Origin of the sequence: Sphingobacterium sp. B29, assembly GCF_001952815.1 — a bacterium.
In the GTDB taxonomy this organism is placed as follows: Bacteria; Bacteroidota; Bacteroidia; order Sphingobacteriales; family Sphingobacteriaceae; genus Sphingobacterium; species Sphingobacterium siyangense.
In genome coordinates, this window is the sequence record NZ_CP019158.1 from 4,614,978 (window position 1) to 4,631,723 (window position 16,746).

Sequence of the window (16,746 nt, forward strand, 5' to 3'; positions counted from 1 at the left end):
TATTTCCTCAAAAAACAGCACTATTGCGTCAACATTGAACAGGATAACAATAAAACATGGATCATTATTATCCTATTCATTTTATCTGTTGTTCACTATTTTACTTCAAGCGCTTTATATTGATCTTTTTTTGCCTGAACTCTTTCTTTCAACCAATCACACCAGGTATCAAGGCCGTCACCATTTAATGTACTGATTGTAATAACTTCCAGATTGGGATTTACCTCGCGCGCATCTTTCGTTACCGCATCCACGGAGAAAGGTACATATGGTAATAAATCCGCTTTGGAAACCAACATCAATTCGCTTGTTAAAAACATACGTGGGTATTTTTTTGGTTTATCATCCCCTTCTGTTGTCGCCAATAAGGTTACGCGGTAATCTTCACCCAAATCAAATGCCGATGGACACAATAAGTTCCCAACGTTCTCGATAAACAACAGATCTATTCCTTCAATATCGATATGATCCAGGGCTTGTAAGATCATTTGTGCCTCAATATGGCACATTCCTCCAGTGACAATCTGCAAGGCATTGATGCCCACATCGCGCATACGTACCGCATCGCGTTCAGTTTCTGGATCGCCCACTAAAACAGCAATATTCAAATCCTTCGACAAACGTTTACCGGTTTCTTGCATCAAGGTTGTTTTGCCCGAACCCGGGGAAGAGCATACATTGATCACACAGACATCTTTCAGTCTATCGCGGATGGCTTTTGCGACAAAATCATTTGCTTTTAATAAATGTAGTGTTGTATTTTCACATTGAACCGAACCTACACGGTTACCTAAACTTTTAGGATTTGGAGTATTGTCTGACATGATAAACGATTTTTAGTCTTGTTTAAAAATTACTTTTGATATATAGAGTTCATTTCCCTGAACAATTGTACTGGAGGGTTGCCCGCAGTCACAGACAAATCGATGAAAATGAACAGGGAAATTTTTCTGGCAATGTTTACAATATGCAATGATATCGTTTACAACGACCTCCATTTCCATATCCTGGTATTGCGTATTTTCAGCAATAAAAGCATCAAATGCATTTTGGATCAATACAGGCTGAACGTTGGATAACAATCCTGCTGTAACTTGAATTTTTTGAATATCATCTACCCTAGCCTCATAATGCGAGGTCAACGTATCAAAAATATCCTTTACTATACTTAGCTCGTGCATTGGTATATTTTAAGAAATAAATAAATTTAGAAAAGAAATGGCAGATTTCTTTGCCTGTCTGATGTGAAGAAAAGCTTACGCCTTAGCATGGAATTTTGATTTGCTCAAACAGCAAAAATCGAGCTATGGGTATAGGCTCAAGATCTAAGGTATGTTCATACCGATAGTCTTTCTGCAATGGGGATGGCAGTAGTTCATGCCAAAGCAAATCAACAGTAACCAACCAACGATCCATTAACCAATCTTGTGCTACTTCTACGTCCATTTCCGCAACAATGGATTGAAGCGATGGGTAGAGTGAACAAAAGTGGCTATGATCTTTTGGAAAATGGGTTATACGTGAATCTCCAGCGTGTTCTGAAGGACTTTTTGAAGATAAATCCGAGGATTTAAAACTATCACTTTTCAGTACAAGACTGTTTGCATTTAAAATTTTAAATGATAATAACAGTGCTGCAAACAGAAAAATAAAGTGCTTCCACATAGCTTTAACCTAACAAAGTATCAAAGATTCCTTTGAAACCAATACAAAGTTACTACCGATCAAAGAAGAAAAAGTAGCACAAATCTTGAATTTTATTTCACAAAATAGGAAACACCCAAAGAAAATTCCATAATTCTATATATATTAAATTAAAATTTGGTTAAAGTGAGATTAAAATGATATTAGAGGCAAAAATTGGGTATTTTTTGTCGCAGCTAAACACAATACGAGATATTTTCTCATATAGCAAAATCGTAAGAAGCCAGCCTCGATTTGAGACTGGCTTCTTGAAAGGCTTAATTTTTATTTATTAGCGATGCAAATCGAAGCGATCCAGCTCCATCACTTTATTCCATGCCTTCACAAAATCTTGTACAAATTTTTCTTTTGCATCGGCACTGCCATATATTTCGGCAACGGCTCTTAATTCAGCATTCGAACCAAAAACAAGGTCTGCTCTTCCGGCTTCCCATTTTTTTATACCAGTTTTACGATCTGATCCTTCAAAAACTTCCCGATCCGGAGAGATTGCTTTCCAAGCTGTTCCCATATCCAATAGATTAACAAAAAAGTCATTGGTCAGTTGGCCAGGTCGGTCAGTCATTACGCCTAGTTGAGAACCATCAAAATTGGCTTGAAGAACACGCATCCCGCCAATAAGGACAGTCAATTCAGGAACAGATAAAGTCAGTAGTTGTGCCCTATCAATCAATAACGATTCCGTAGACACGGTATAAGCGCCTTTGCGATAGTTTCTGAATCCATCCGCAATTGGCTCAAGATAACCCATTGATTCTACATCAGTCTGTTCCTGTGTCGCATCCATACGCCCAGGACGGAACGGTACTTTGATATCATGCCCAGCAGCACGAGCTGCCTGCTCTATCGCGGCTACACCGCCCAAAACAATTAAATCTGCCAATGAGATCTTCTTGCCACCCTGTTGTTTTCCATTAAAATCCTGCTGAACCTGCTCAAGCGCAGTAAGAACTTTTTGCAGTTGCGCCGGATTATTGACTTGCCAATACCGCTGCGGAGCCAAACGTATTCTAGCGCCATTTGCACCACCTCTCATATCCGACCCACGGAATGTAGACGCTGAAGCCCAGGCTGTCGTTACGAGCTCGGCAGTGCTAAGTCCCGCGTTCAATAAGGCGGATTTCAATATACTAATGTCATCCGCATCGACCAAAACATGATCGACAGCAGGAATAGGATCTTGCCACAATAATTCCTCAGCAGGAACTTCGGCCCCCAAATAACGCTCTCTTGGTCCCAAATCACGGTGCGTTAATTTAAACCAGGCACGAGAAAATGCATCAGCAAACGCATCTTGATCTTCGTAAAATTTACGCGAGATCTTTTCATAGATTGGATCAAAACGCAACGATAAATCTGTCGTCAGCATCGTTGGCCTACGCTTTTTATTGGGATCAAAAGGATCTGGAACATTCGAATCGGCTCCTTTGGCGACCCATTGGTGTGCTCCTGCAGGGCTTTTAGTCAATTCCCATTCATGCTCAAACAGATTCTTAAAAAAGAGGTTGGTCCATTCCGTCGGTTTTTGTGTCCAGATAACCTCCAGTCCACTAGTAATTGCATCAGCACCTACTCCACTGCCGTAAGTACTTTTCCAACCTAATCCTTGTTGTTCTATACCGGCAGCTTCAGGCTCTTTTCCGACATTGTCGGCAGGTCCAGCTCCGTGTGTTTTTCCAAAAGTATGTCCACCTGCAATCAAAGCGACAGTTTCCTCATCATCCATAGCCATCCGACCAAAAGTATCTCGTATATCTTTTGCAGCCGCGATAGGATCAGGATTTCCATCCGGTCCTTCTGGATTAACATAAATTAACCCCATCTGTACCGCTGCCAACGGTTTTTCAAGATTACGTGAGTGTTGCTTACCATCTGCATTATCATCGGCAGACAAAACACCATGTGCTTCAACTACACCTTCTGAACCATGTGCATAACGAATATCACCGCCTAACCATGTTGTTTCAGAGCCCCAATACACGTCCAATTCTGGTTCAAAAGCATCCACACGCCCACCGGAATAACCAAAAGTTTTGAAGCCCATAGACTCCAAAGCGACGTTACCGGTTAAGATCAATAAATCTGCCCAGGAGATATTTTTACCATATTTTTGTTTGATAGGCCACAACAGGCGACGCGCTTTATCTAAACTCACATTATCAGGCCAGCTATTCAAGGGTGCAAAACGTTGCTGACCAGACCCAGCTCCGCCTCGACCATCACTTACCCGATAGGTACCGGCACTATGCCAAGCCATCCGGATGAATAATGGTCCATAATGACCAAAATCTGCCGGCCACCAATCCTGTGAATCGGTCATCAATGCATGCAAATCTTTTTTTACAGCTTCTAAATCCAACTGCTTAAATGCTTCTGCATAATCAAAGCCTTCGTCCATCGGATTTGACTTGCTCGCATGTTGTCTCAACAGATCTACACGAAGTCTATTTGGCCACCAATCCTGATTCTGAGTTCCCCCTCCCGCAACGGCGTTGCGCATAGTACCATTGTGAAATGGGCATTTGCTAATGTCTTTTTCGTTGTTGTCCATATGAAAAGAAAGTTTATTTATATAATACCTTAAGTGATCAAATTGTTTGACTTCCACTTTCATAAAATTACACAAATGCGCTCCCACTTGTACATCGAATGATTTGATACACTATAATCAAAATCTATATACACCATCATCAGGTATATAAAAACTTGAAAATCATCTTTTAGCGAGACTCCAGAAAACGCGGATTTTTAGCATTGCTAAAACAAAAGCCATTCTTTTATTATTCTACAATTAGGTTGTATCAAAAAATATTGGCCATGAGTGACTTTTCTACATTTTTGGTGAGTGCTTTTATAGGAGTGAGTTTGGCAGCAGCCACTGGCTTCCGAATTTTCATGCCCTTATTTTTATTGAGTCTTGGCTGTCGGCTGGAATTGTTCCAAGTTGGCAATGAATTAGCTTGGGCGGGTTCACCGCTTGTTTTAGCAGCAACAAGTATAGCCATGATTTTGGAAATAGCGGGGTATTACATCCCTTTTATAGACAACATATTGGACAGCCTATCCATCCCCTTAGCAACCATAGCCGGTACTTTACTTTTCGCTATACAGTTTACAGATATTTCTCCTTTTTTCCGCTGGGCTATGGCCATAATCGCCGGTGGCGGTACTGCAGCAACCATTAGCACGGCCCTGGCAGGCACCCGAGCCGCCTCTTCGATCGGAACGGCCGGTTTTGGTAATTTTATGATTTCGACAATGGAAACCATCGGTTCTACGATTTTAACCATACTCGCCATATTTGTGCCTTTTATGGCTATAATCGTTGTTATAGGCTTGTTTTATTTCTTCTGGCGATTTGGCAGAGAACAACTAAATAAAAAACTTAAAAGAACTGAATAGCTGTCATAACATAAACATCTAAATAGACTTGACACAGCGCTATACAATCTACAATAACAGCAAGCCTCACCTACACAGGCAGCAGCCAATTTAGCAGATGCACAAACCAACTAGGAATATTGTCTCCATCTTATAGACCTAAGCTGATCAATATCTGCATAAAATCAAAATCCCTAACCTTTAGACCTGTCAATCAAACGAAAATATAATGGTAACCAAATTATATCTTTCAACAGTACTTGTTCAGTGCTCATTCAGTGCTTGCTCAGTGCTTACTCAGTGTAGACTGAATAAATAGTGACTAATTACTGTCTAAAAACTGATTAAAAATTGTTATTAGGTATAATTTGGTATTAGTTTTTTTCCATTTAGTAAATATATATGCTGCTTTGGGTGGAGGCCGGAGGTAAACCATAAAAAAAGGACAGCAAAATTCGATGCTGTCCTTTTTCAAAATTAGCCCTTATGCTGATTTAAGTTTACGCACATAAGCAACCTTTACTTTGATGTGCGCCCAAATCAAAAACTGGCTTTTACTAATCAATAGCAACTTCTTGTGGTCGTATTACCTTTTCAAGATCTTTTGGAAGAATGACAGTCAATACCCCATCCTCGAAGCTCGCATGTACATTATCCGTAAGCACCTGTTCATTCAATTGGAATTCACGTTCAAATGCCATTCCATTGTACTCTTTATAAATATAATCTATGGCATTGTCCTGTGCATTCTCTGTACATGAAATTTTTAGTATTCCGTCATTTATACTGACTTGGAATTGTTCCTTCTTACGGCCAGCAGCAAAAAGCTGTACTTCATAGAATTCTTGATTCTCTACAATATTTACAGGAACAGATTGCTGTCCGCCACCACTGTGTGCGGTTTCACTTTCAAAAAAATGTTGTTGAAATTTTTCAAAACGGTCTTTAAAATGTTGTCCGCAAAATTTGTTATGATTTGAATATCCTCTGGTATAATGATCTCTTTTAAACATGTCTTTAATTTTTAATATTGAATAATACGTTGAACTGATACATGACGAATTGCTTCGTCTTTGCAGTTTTTTAACCTTAATAAACGGGAACTATCGTTGCTTTCCTAGCACGTTTTTGTCCTTGTAATGGTACGATAGCGACCGCAGTGTTGTAATGACGGTGAACATTCGGATATACCGGAGTCCTATCCATTTTGAATGCTTGTCTATCTCTCCTACGCATTCTTGCTGCCGCGAAGCTTCCTATTCCGAAGAGAACTGTCCCAAACAATAAGAGTTTAAAGATCGTCCCAATAATCAAGGTTGCTAATCCAGCTATTGCCGTAAGCACAATCAGGCGAGGCAATATAAATCGAAGTTTATTTTTCATTTGAATACATCTTTTTTGTAAAATGGTTGCTGGCTTCCTCCATTTTCATCTGATTGAAAACGACATTCTCCTTGACCATTCGTATTTTGTAACTAATTATTATGCTGTCCAACATCCATTCTGACAGAACATCGCGTTCTGCTATTCCCTTAGAATCAGGATACCGACATAAAAAAAGGCGCCTTTATAAAAGAAGACGCCCAACAACAGTTTTTACTCTAAAATTTTTATACTTTTTTTAGAATCCACATCGTCCTCCAAAACGACGCTTCCATTCTTCCCGCAACCGCTCCCTTTCCTCATCGGAAAGATCTTCTCCTTTTTCCATCTGACGCGGAAAACCTTTTCGAAATCTCCCCCCTCCAGGTTTACCAAAACCCCTGCCGAACAGAATTCTTGACAAAACAAAGAGTCCCAATGCCTGCCAATAGGTAATTGTTTTTAAATTGAAAATATCAACCATTAATGTATTCCATAAATATTGTAGTAAGGCTACCAACAAAAAAACACCAATGATAATAGCGACAAACATAAAAGCGAATTTACCCTTCCGCTGTCTATTCATTCTTCCATTCATAGCTTAATCCTTTTAAAATTTTAATTCTTCATACAAACTTCGCAACCGTACCCGCAGGTGCTTCACGGCATACCCTTTTCGACTGATAATCGTCTTGAGGTTCTCATTTTCCATAACGGCAATTTCTTGAAGTGTTTTCTCTTCCAGCTCATTCAGCACAAAAACCCGACGCTGCTTCTCCGGCAATTCCTCCAATGCTTTCATCAGCTCATCCCAAAAAATATCCTTAAATAATTTTAGCTCGGGATTATTGGAGTCGTCGGCCAAAAGGAACTGACGAATAGGGAAAGTACTTTCACTATCATCATCACCTGCTATCATATCATCAAGTGATTCATTTTTCTTTTTCCGATAACTATCGGTAATCTTATTCCGTGTGACAGCATAGAGCCATGCTCCCGCATTCTCCAGTTCGTCCATATTGGTCAAACGGCTAAATTGATACCAGACTTCCTGTAAGATATCTTCTGCATCCTCCGTTTTCTTTACTTTCCCCTTAACAAAACGTAGCAGTTGACTTCCATAAGTCTTAACGATATCCGTAAATGATCTGGAATTTTTTTCTGCCATATGATTTTGGTATGCAATGTCCATAGCAGCATAGACGAACTAGTCGAACTTTTACTTTAAATTATTTTCAAGGATCTACTTTCTTGCTGACTTCCAACGGATGAACAACATCACACATTCTTTTTTCGTCGTCTTTCGTATACGCTTTGTTCGCATAAATATACTAGATAATCAGCTAATAGGCTATGCTTTCTATACACTTTATGCAACATAAAAAAGTAGTTCCATGGTTTAAGATTTCCGGCGCTGCTGAATGACCTTACCTTTATCGGTAATAAAAATATAATGGTATGCTGGAAAACGCTGAATCAATTTTTTTCCTTCTTTCTCGCCCAGTACCATGATTGACGTACTGAGTGCATTTGCGACTTCCGCTGAGGGTCCATAAATCGTCACTGAAGTTAATCCCGTAGCTGGGTAACCTGTCACCGGATTTATAATATGTGAATAACGTTTTCCATTAATCTCCGCATATTTCTCATAGCTGCCCGAAGTTGCTACGGCCATTTCATTCAAACGAAGAACTTTGACCATTCGATGGGCTTTGAACGGATTGTTTACGCCCACTTTCCATGCATCGTCCTGGGGTGGGCTTCCCCAAGCCGACAGATCACCAGAAGCATTCACTATACCTGCTTCAATCCCTTTTGCTTTCATTATTTCCCTGCCCCTATCTGCCGCATAGCCTTTCCCAATAGAGCCGAAACCGATCTTCATACCCGGTAACTCCAGAAAAATTGTCGAAGCCGCACTATCGAGGCGAATGTGTTGATAACCAACTTTCTCTACAGACCTCTTAATCACTTCTTCCGAGGGCATTGTGGTCATGCTGCCATCAAATAGCCAAACTTTATCTAAGGCAACAATACTGATATCAAAAGCACCACCTGAATTTTGAGCATATTGGATTGCACGTTGTGTTAGTTCAAACACTTCTCTATCCACCTTAACTGGCTTAATCCCTGCATTGCGGTTTACCGCTGCTATTTGGGTTTGCGGACGCCATTCTGAAATCAGATTTTCTATTCGATCTATTTCGGAGATGACTTCATCGATATGCTGATTTGTAATCGAGCTATCCCGATCTACCAAGCTAATTTCGAAAACAGAGCCCATAAGGGTAACCTGTCGCTTTACCAATACCTGCGCAATCCCTGAAGTAATGGATACAAAGCAGAGAATTAAAAGCAGGCCACAGTGTTTATTGTTCTTCATGAGATTGATCTGAAAAAGGGATTAAAAAGTCGATGCGTACCAAAAGCAGTCTTACCGATGGGATATACTATTGTACCACCAATTTACTAATAACAATCGGTTAAGATCTGTCCATTTTCTTTATAGACTGCAATAGTTTTGCCGACATGTTCCAAAAGTAGCTCATTTAAAGTATGTTCAACATCATGCTGCATACGCAATGCTCCACAAAGCAATATACAACCTCCTTTATCAAGCAATTCGACAAAATATAGCGCATCCCGACGAATCAAATCCATGACATATTGTGCATTTTCCTCGCGTGAAAAAGCCAGTTCAAGCTGTTTCAGATGTCCCAGCTTTATCTGCTCATCAGCAAAATCTATATAGTGTGCTGTCATTTCATTTCGATGGCGAAAACCAGCATACAGACGCAAAGGTGTCATACTTTCATTCGCTGAAATCATGCCTAGAAAAGGTGCTACCCCTGTACCATTCGCAATTAAAGCAACGGCATTTGCCGCTTTCGGAAAATGAAAACTTGGATTAACCATGACACGTGCCTGCAGGGTTTGATTCGGTTCCAATCGATAAAGGAAGCTCGAGCCAAATCCATCAGGAAACAATTTCACCACAAGCTGAACCATACCGTCTTTGTAACCTATCGAATAAAAACGTTCACGTTGATCTTGCGCGGGATAGATTGCCAGTAAATCCCCCGATTGCATTTTAATTTTACCTGAAGGTTTCAGGACTAAAGTAAAGGTCGTGTTACTAGCTGAAACAGTAGACTTCGCTATCACCTTAAATTTCGTCAATCCGACGACTTTAGCACTATAAATAGCCGGTGCAGAAGCTAATGCAATATTGGTCTGAGCAGACCACTGATGTATCCATGAAATAAGCTCATCAACATTCTTATCATTAACTGTGTGTAAATCTGTTAGTCGAGAAGCCCAGGCTTGTTTTTCTAATAAATGATCAATTTCGCGCGCATAGGCACAAAAGTCGGGATAGGCTTTTGAACCAAAGCCCAGAACTGAAAATTGTACGTCTTGTTCTTGCGGATGGCTGTTGAGCTTATGTTCAAATTGAAGTGCATTGGATGGTGCAGTTCCTAGCCCGTATGTTGAGGTAAACACAAGCAAGTGTTTTGCCTTTGGAAAGCATTGATATTGATTCATTCCGAGCAGCAACGATTTTTGCCCATCCGCTAAGAGTTGTTTATGGATCTGATTGGCGAAAAACAGCGTGCTTCCATTTTCCGTTCCGAAAAGAATAACAATCTCTGCTTCTTCAGGTTTATATTTATTCTTGATTTTAGTACGCGTGCGCTTGAATGTGATTGCAAAGCCCGTGTAAATAAAGAACACAATATTCAAAGATGCGAGCCCCAATATAATGGCCCATATGATATTGGTCTTGCCCGTATGGAGGTCCAAAGAAAACTGTTCGGCCAATGCTGTAAAGGGATACTTTACTTCTTTATGCAAGCTTCCATTCAACTGATTTATGGTCAATTCCCGATCGCGAAGCTTCAATATAAAAAACTCGTCAGGATCGTCTTCCATAAACGGAAACTCCAACGTCTTCAAATCGACAAGTTTTGTATTTTGGAATATTGAAAATTTTGCCACCTCCAATTGAATATCTTCCTTCATCTTATTGGGATATTCAATTGTTTGGTTCGGCTTTTTTAAGATTTCAATACGCACCAGAAATAAATAGGTACCTGTTAGGGCCAATATCAAAATTGGTATCAAAAATAGACGTCCTGAAACAACATGGAAATACTGTGCGAAAAAGTCCCGGTTGATTTTAGCAAAGAAATGTCGAACGCCCTGTTGACGCTTGACAATCAGAATAATTCCTGAAATAGTAATAAGAAACAACAGAAATGAAACCACACCAATAATCACCCGACCGGTCACTTTAAGAAAGAGTGAGCGGTGTAAAGCTGTAATCCATTGAACAAATTGGGACTTATTCAATTGGGGACCCAGCAGACGCCCCGTATTCGGATCGATATAACCTTTCACGGTGTTGCCATCTGCGTCTATGGCATCAATGCTCACGAATTGATTGTGATCTACCGAGATCGCTATGATTTCAGGATAAACCTTGCGCAAAGCTGTTACTGACTGCGCAAGGTTTAACGTTTCAATATGTTTAACCCGATAAGGCGGAATTTTTTCGTTAACGGCGTCAATGGCCAATATTACGCCAGTTATCGATAATAAAAGTAAAAAGATAGAAGAAACAATAGCTAAGGCTAAATGTGCATACCTCCAAATAGATACCAGCATTTTTACCCCTTTTCTTATTGTACTTTATTTAACTTAACAAGTTTGATATATCCCTTGCCATTAGCTTTTTCAGTGATAGCCTCCTTTGTCAAAGGAATTTCAACATCAGCAGTATGGTATTTTTGTTCCTCTACAGCAGATTCAAAACGGAGTTTATACCCTTTGTTAAACTTCGTTTCATCAATATCCAATGTCCGCATGGCACGGTCACCGCCACCAACTGACGCGCCCGTCACCGCATTTAGCTTTTCTTTGGTTTTATTTTGGAACTTGTACCATTCCTTGATTGTATTATACCATTGTTTATCAGATCCCAATACGGCGAGTGTTTTTTCGTAAGCTCCACTAGGATTAATCAGTGAAATCACCACGTAGGCTTTCTCACCTTCATAGGCATTCATTTGGATCATACACTTATATTTAGCTGCCTGTGCAAAAGAGCTTAGGGCTGCCATCGAAAATAAAAGGGTGGCTATCGTGGTTTTAACTATGTTATTCATCTTCAATTGTATCTAATTTTATTTCAAAAAGTCAAGCTGCACATTGGATTTAGACAAGAAATCGTTTTCTTTCGCCAAATCATAAGCCGTTTCATCGAATTCTGTTTTCAATTCCTTCTTTGCACCAAGGGAAACCAATGTTTTTAGCAAGGAATCGTCTTTCGCTATGAGAGCTGCCTTATGTAGTGCCGTCGTTCCCTCTTTATCCTGTGCATTAATATCTGCTCCAAGTTCGCTGGCTTTCTGGATAAGCTTCACATTCTCTTTCGCTACTGCCAAATGATACAATGTGCTACCATTTTTTTGCGGAGCAACAACGTCCAATCCATTCGTCTTAAGGATCGTTAATTTTTCTTTAAACTCATCCCCTTGTGAAGCATTTCCCTGTCCACCGGGTCTGCCGCCCTGAGGCAATTCTCTGTAGGAATTAAACCAGTAAAAGGCCAAGTTATTACCTTCCTTATCCAATAGCTTGATATCGGCTTCATCTTTAATCAACAATGCCACGATTTCGGGAGCCCCATTCGCTACAGCCTTGGTCAATGCAGATTCGCCTTTTTCATTTACTGCATTTACGTTCTTCGCTTTAGTAAGCAGCAGCTCGACCAATTTAGCATCCTTACCACTAGCAGCCACCATAAGCGCTGTATTTCCTTCGTTGTCCGCTTTTGCGACATCTACACCTTTATCCAAAAAATAATTGATCACGGCCATATCTGGTCTGCGAACTAAAGCATGCAGCACTGTCGCTCCTTCTTTATTTACAGCCTTGGGGTCCAATTTGAACTTTTCAACCAAATAGGTATAAACCGACAAACCATTCGATGCTTGTCTGGAACCCTGAGTCGCAAAAAATAACGCATTATTGGTTGGTTTTACGCCACGGGCGATGAATTTCTCCATGAGCTCGGTATTTCCAAGTTTAGCCGCATAATCCGTCACTGTGCGGCCCGACTCGTCTTTATCTTGAATAGATAATCCTTTTTTAATGAAATAATCCGTCAATGCAAGGTCCTTGTCTGCAGACGCTGCAAGCATCATTAATGTAGCACCACCTTCATATTTTTGCTTGGGATTCACACCCGCTTTAAACAAAGCATCATAAACGGCAGTATTTGTATTTCCTGTCGAAGCTGCATAAGCAATAATTGGGTAACCATGGCTATCTTGGTAATTGACATCCGATCCTTTTGCAATTAAAAACTCGACAAGCTCCGCATTTCCACTTGACGCTGCCCAGTGTAAATAACTACGGCTGTGATGCGTCTTCTTCGTTACACTATTCCCTTCTTGTTCGATCATAAACTTGACAACATCCGTCGGAGCGCCATTTAATATCGCCATTGTGACTGGATCAAAGGATGCCGCATTAGGCTGAGAAGGGCTATTTCCTTTGCTGATTTCTTCTTTAACAATTGTCAAGGTAGGTTTACCTTTCCAAAACTCGCCGTTCATTAACGAATTTGTTTGCGCCTGTGCATAAGTTGCAGCGAATAATAAAGCTGCTAAAAGTGTCTTTTTCATCCTTTTATTTGTCTTTTGAAGTTGATGAAGTAACATGGCCTATTCATTCCCACTCAATTATTCGGCAAATTGAGCTACAGTCATACGATAACTTGGGTCGAAATACATCGTGCTGGTTTCATCAGAATATAAGTGTAAATGCGTATATTTTAAGAACAAGGGAGCTTTCCGAATTCGATTTTGTACAACAATTTCTGCATACAGAGAAGCCCATGTTTAAAATAGAATAACTACTTTATTTAAATTAATTCTAAATTAATGCAAATCTAAAAAATATTCCCAAACCACAAAAATTAATCGTGCTAATTTTCATTGATCAACTGCCCTTAAAGCCTTTCGGTCTCATCCGAACAAAATCGGAAAGAAGATTGTTAAACTTGCAAATGCACTAAAATTATCTTAGTTTACTTAAAATAAAGAGGTATAATGAGCAAGGTAGCATCCAATTTTTATACAATCAGCGCGACGACTGAAAATGAACATAAAATTTTCTATCGTTTGTATGTACCCGACGACAATCAGATAGTAGCAACAATACTCCTGGTACATGGCATGCAGGAACATAGTGGTCGGTATGAAGAATTGGCCAATTATCTGACTACACAGAATTTTGCGGTTTTAACCTACGATCAATTGGGTCATGGAAAGACAGCTCTAGATGCCGATCAATTGGGGTATTTTAAACAGCATGGGGCTAAAGAACAACTCATTGATGACGCCATTACAATGAGTAATTTCTTGAGAAAAACATATCCGCAACCGCCTCAATTTATTTTAGGGCATTCCATGGGATCCTTTGTCACACGCTGCGTTTTACAAAAAATTGGCCAGCAATATAAGGGGGCCATTATCGTGGGGACAGGCCAACGTCAAAAAGGTTCCACAGCTTTTCGCCTTTTACTCACGCTGCTCAATAGTATTGCCCCAAAAAGAAGAAGTAAATTGATCAACCGTATTTTTGACAGGCGTAATAATGCTCGATTTAAGAACGAGCCCAACCAAAATAACAGCAATTGGTTAAGCGTAAGCAAGACAAACCGTATTTCATTTTTGGAAGATCCACTTTGTGGGGGATTGTTTACCAACAATGGATTTCATACCGTGTTAGATCTTTCCTTGCAAGCGACAGATATCGAAGCTACCAAGAATATCCCAAAAAATCTTCCAATTGTATTTATCAGCGGACAGGATGATCCAATTGGAGATTTTGGAATGGGCGTTGAAAAGAGCGTAGCGCAGTTAATTGCACAGGGGCAGACCGACATAACCATTAAATTATATCCAGGCATGCGGCATGAAATTTTAAATGAAGACTGCAAAATGGAGGTATTCCAGTTCATCAGTACCTGGCTTCATCGCCATTTAGTTTAGTTTCCGGCTGTAATATTTCCGAATAGGCTCATCTAAATATTTAAAGACCAATAAAGCTAAAAAAATCAACGACAGCATTCCAATTATAATAATCACAGCCATTTGCTTATTCGATGGGTGATGGAGCTCCACATAGCTCATAAAAATCCAGATAAATGGATAATGAATGATATAGAGCGGATAGGAAATATCACCTAAGAACTTGCATAACTTCCTGACCCCTCCAAAAACAGGTAGTCCTCCTATCCCCAGCATGAGCAATAAAGGAAAATAAAAGATAACGACAATAGGATCGATGTACTTACCATAAACATCAGAAAACGGAATGAAAAATACGACAGCAAGCAGACCAAGAACACTGAAAAAAGGAAGCTTGTTCGAAATAGTCCAGTTCGACCTAAAAATAAGTAGTCCCATTGAAAATGAAAACCATAAACGGATTCCCCCAGCCCAAAAATTATCTGCCCCAAAACCTACAGCTAAATAGCCGGAACGAAATGATTCGGCACATAGCGCTGCCGCACCGAGGAGCACTATTCCCCAAAGAACCTTTTTTGGAATCCGTACCAGTATCAAAGCATAGGCTATATTGGCGATATATTCCCAAAATAGCGACCATGTAGGTGGGTTTAAATGAAAAAGATTAAAATATCGCTCTGGTACAGCTGGGTATGGAATCAACGTTATCCCACTAATGAACATCCCTATCTTCTGTAAGACGGAAAATGAGCTGGCCAAATTACTGAATGGGTCGTAAATAAATGCAAATAAACCAATTAATGTACCGATTATAACCAATGGGTGCAATCTTAGCAAACGCAAAAGAAAGAATCGTTTTAGACCAATTGTAACCAGCTTCTGATCGTAGGCATAGGCAATTACAAAACCCGATAAACAAAAGAAGAAATCAACGGCTAAATAGCTATGTGGAATAAAACTATTGCGATAATCCGGTTGTGCAATTTCCATAAAGTGAAACAGTACGACTGCAATTGCGGCCACCCCACGCATGGCGTCAAGAAGTTCAAAATGTTTCTTCGTTTGATGTATCATATTTTTTATGGACAGCGAAAATCCAGGCCCACAAAGGTAGGCCTCTGCTGCTAGCTATTGAAAATTCTATTTAAAATTAAACGTTGGGGCCCGTTGCGCTGCAACACTGCTGGTTGCCCCTTCAATTTTGGGCCAGTCCTTATCCCAGATAATCTGATCCAAAAATAGCATCCGACGATTTCCCCCCGTCGCAACACGAGGCTGCTTTGGGTCCATGCCATGATAGAGTATCCAATCTTTTCCCTTATCGTCTGTAATAATGCGCGAAGTATGACCTGTCCCCACAAATTGATCATTTCCCTTTAACAACAACGTTCCACTCCCCCGCTGTGTAAGATTACGCCCCTCTTGATCGGTATAAGGTCCCTTCAGCTTGCGAGAGCGACCCACAAGAACATGATAACTGCTTTTTTCTCCTTCACAACAGGAGCCTTTGGATCCGATAAAGTAGTAATATCCTTTCCGTTTATGGATCACCACAGCTTCAAAATCCCCAGCAGCAACTTTAAATTTTTTAGTTAAATCGGGTACCGCAGTCCCATTTTCATCGAGTTCAACACCATATGTTCCCTGCGTATTCGCATCACTAAAACTACCCCAGAACAGATAATTCTGCCCATTTTCTGTAAAAAAATAAGGGTCTATTGAATTCGGTACATCGATCTCCTTGCTATCAAAAAGTTTACCTTGATCGATAAAGGGGCCTTCCGGTCTATCGGCTAGGGCTACACCGATACCGGGGTTAGGGTCTCCCCATGTTGAATAAGCATAATATAAGATATACTTACCATTTAACCTCACGACATCTGGTGCCCAGATTCCCCCCTCGGCTTTCCAGCTCGGTTTTGAACTGAAGGCCGTGCCAATCCAGGTCCAATGAGCAAGATCAGCCGATTGTAGAATAGACACCAAACGCTGTCCCTTTCCATCGCCCCAATTGTCGGCTGTCCCGTATGCGTAGAACATTTTGCGCTGAGGATCTCTAACGACTGTAGGATCAGCAAGTATAGGCTCAAAAACCGGATTGCTGTAGGTCTTATGCTGAGCCGTAGCATTTGTTATTTGACCCGACTGCTTAACTGAACCTGTAGAGCTTCCGCAGGAGCTCAACAAGTTCAGTACGGCAACTCCGCCGATCCAATATCTGAACAACATTGCATTCAACATCTTATTATTTTTTTAT

At 40.3% G+C, this 16,746-nt stretch carries 16 protein-coding genes; 2 read left to right on the forward strand and 14 right to left on the reverse strand.

Features of this window, described 5'->3' with window-relative positions; genetic code table 11:
* Window positions 1–95 precede the first annotated feature (95 nt).
* The 4 genes from hypB to katG all read right to left on the reverse strand — a co-directional run bounded on the left by hypB (window position 96) and on the right by katG (window position 4,255).
* Window positions 96–824, reverse strand: coding sequence for a hydrogenase nickel incorporation protein HypB (gene hypB / locus BV902_RS19970; protein ID WP_075993447.1), 729 nt, complete (start codon window positions 822–824; stop codon window positions 96–98).
* A gap of 12 nt (window positions 825–836) precedes the next feature.
* Window positions 837–1,181, reverse strand: a complete 345-nt coding sequence (locus tag BV902_RS19975) for a hydrogenase maturation nickel metallochaperone HypA/HybF (RefSeq protein ID WP_075993448.1) — start codon at window positions 1,179–1,181, stop codon at window positions 837–839.
* A gap of 82 nt (window positions 1,182–1,263) precedes the next feature.
* A complete protein-coding gene (locus BV902_RS19980) occupies window positions 1,264–1,665 on the reverse strand; it encodes a hypothetical protein (protein ID WP_075993449.1) in 402 nt (133 codons plus the stop codon).
* A gap of 310 nt (window positions 1,666–1,975) precedes the next feature.
* Complete coding sequence (gene katG / locus BV902_RS19985) at window positions 1,976–4,255, reverse strand: catalase/peroxidase HPI (protein WP_075994886.1); 2,280 nt, start codon at window positions 4,253–4,255, stop codon at window positions 1,976–1,978.
* 266 nt (window positions 4,256–4,521) lie between these two features.
* Here katG and BV902_RS19990 point away from each other — a divergent pair, with 266 nt between their 5' ends.
* On the forward strand, window positions 4,522–5,106 hold the full coding sequence (locus BV902_RS19990; RefSeq protein ID WP_075993450.1) for a DUF4126 domain-containing protein: 585 nt from the start codon (window positions 4,522–4,524) through the stop codon (window positions 5,104–5,106).
* A gap of 536 nt (window positions 5,107–5,642) precedes the next feature.
* On the opposite strand, the gene BV902_RS19995 is transcribed toward BV902_RS19990, so the two are convergent.
* The 8 genes from BV902_RS19995 to BV902_RS20030 all read right to left on the reverse strand — a co-directional run bounded on the left by BV902_RS19995 (window position 5,643) and on the right by BV902_RS20030 (window position 13,139).
* Entirely contained in the window at window positions 5,643–6,098 is a 456-nt protein-coding gene (locus BV902_RS19995; RefSeq protein WP_075993451.1) for an Hsp20/alpha crystallin family protein, read from the reverse strand.
* 76 nt (window positions 6,099–6,174) lie between these two features.
* On the reverse strand, window positions 6,175–6,468 hold the full coding sequence (locus BV902_RS20000) for a hypothetical protein (protein ID WP_075993452.1): 294 nt from the start codon (window positions 6,466–6,468) through the stop codon (window positions 6,175–6,177).
* Window positions 6,469–6,706: 238 nt separating this feature from the next.
* Window positions 6,707–7,045, reverse strand: coding sequence for a hypothetical protein (locus BV902_RS20005; protein ID WP_075993453.1), 339 nt, complete (start codon window positions 7,043–7,045; stop codon window positions 6,707–6,709).
* 12 nt (window positions 7,046–7,057) lie between these two features.
* The gene (locus tag BV902_RS20010) at window positions 7,058–7,615 is read right to left on the reverse strand and encodes an RNA polymerase sigma factor (RefSeq protein WP_198385939.1); all 558 of its coding nucleotides are present in this window, start codon (window positions 7,613–7,615) and stop codon (window positions 7,058–7,060) included.
* 231 nt (window positions 7,616–7,846) lie between these two features.
* Window positions 7,847–8,830, reverse strand: a complete 984-nt coding sequence (locus BV902_RS20015; protein WP_075993455.1) for an FAD:protein FMN transferase — start codon at window positions 8,828–8,830, stop codon at window positions 7,847–7,849.
* An 86-nt stretch (window positions 8,831–8,916) separates the two neighbouring features.
* Window positions 8,917–11,115: a PepSY domain-containing protein gene (locus BV902_RS20020; protein ID WP_075993456.1), complete on the reverse strand. Its 2,199-nt coding sequence runs from the start codon at window positions 11,113–11,115 to the stop codon at window positions 8,917–8,919.
* 14 nt (window positions 11,116–11,129) lie between these two features.
* On the reverse strand, window positions 11,130–11,615 hold the full coding sequence (locus BV902_RS20025; RefSeq protein ID WP_075993457.1) for a DUF2271 domain-containing protein: 486 nt from the start codon (window positions 11,613–11,615) through the stop codon (window positions 11,130–11,132).
* A gap of 18 nt (window positions 11,616–11,633) precedes the next feature.
* Window positions 11,634–13,139, reverse strand: coding sequence for an ankyrin repeat domain-containing protein (locus BV902_RS20030; RefSeq protein ID WP_075994887.1), 1,506 nt, complete (start codon window positions 13,137–13,139; stop codon window positions 11,634–11,636).
* Window positions 13,140–13,565: 426 nt separating this feature from the next.
* Here BV902_RS20030 and BV902_RS20035 point away from each other — a divergent pair, with 426 nt between their 5' ends.
* Window positions 13,566–14,510: an alpha/beta fold hydrolase gene (locus BV902_RS20035; protein WP_075993458.1), complete on the forward strand. Its 945-nt coding sequence runs from the start codon at window positions 13,566–13,568 to the stop codon at window positions 14,508–14,510.
* Here BV902_RS20035 and BV902_RS20040 read toward each other — a convergent pair.
* Together BV902_RS20040 and BV902_RS20045 are read right to left on the reverse strand one after the other, a co-directional pair.
* Window positions 14,502–15,563, reverse strand: a complete 1,062-nt coding sequence (locus tag BV902_RS20040; RefSeq protein ID WP_075993459.1) for an acyltransferase family protein — start codon at window positions 15,561–15,563, stop codon at window positions 14,502–14,504. The two genes, BV902_RS20035 and BV902_RS20040, sit on opposite strands and share 9 nt — an antisense overlap.
* Window positions 15,564–15,629: 66 nt before the next feature.
* Window positions 15,630–16,730, reverse strand: coding sequence for a family 43 glycosylhydrolase (locus BV902_RS20045; RefSeq protein WP_237241740.1), 1,101 nt, complete (start codon window positions 16,728–16,730; stop codon window positions 15,630–15,632).
* Between the last annotated feature and the right edge of the window lie 16 nt (window positions 16,731–16,746).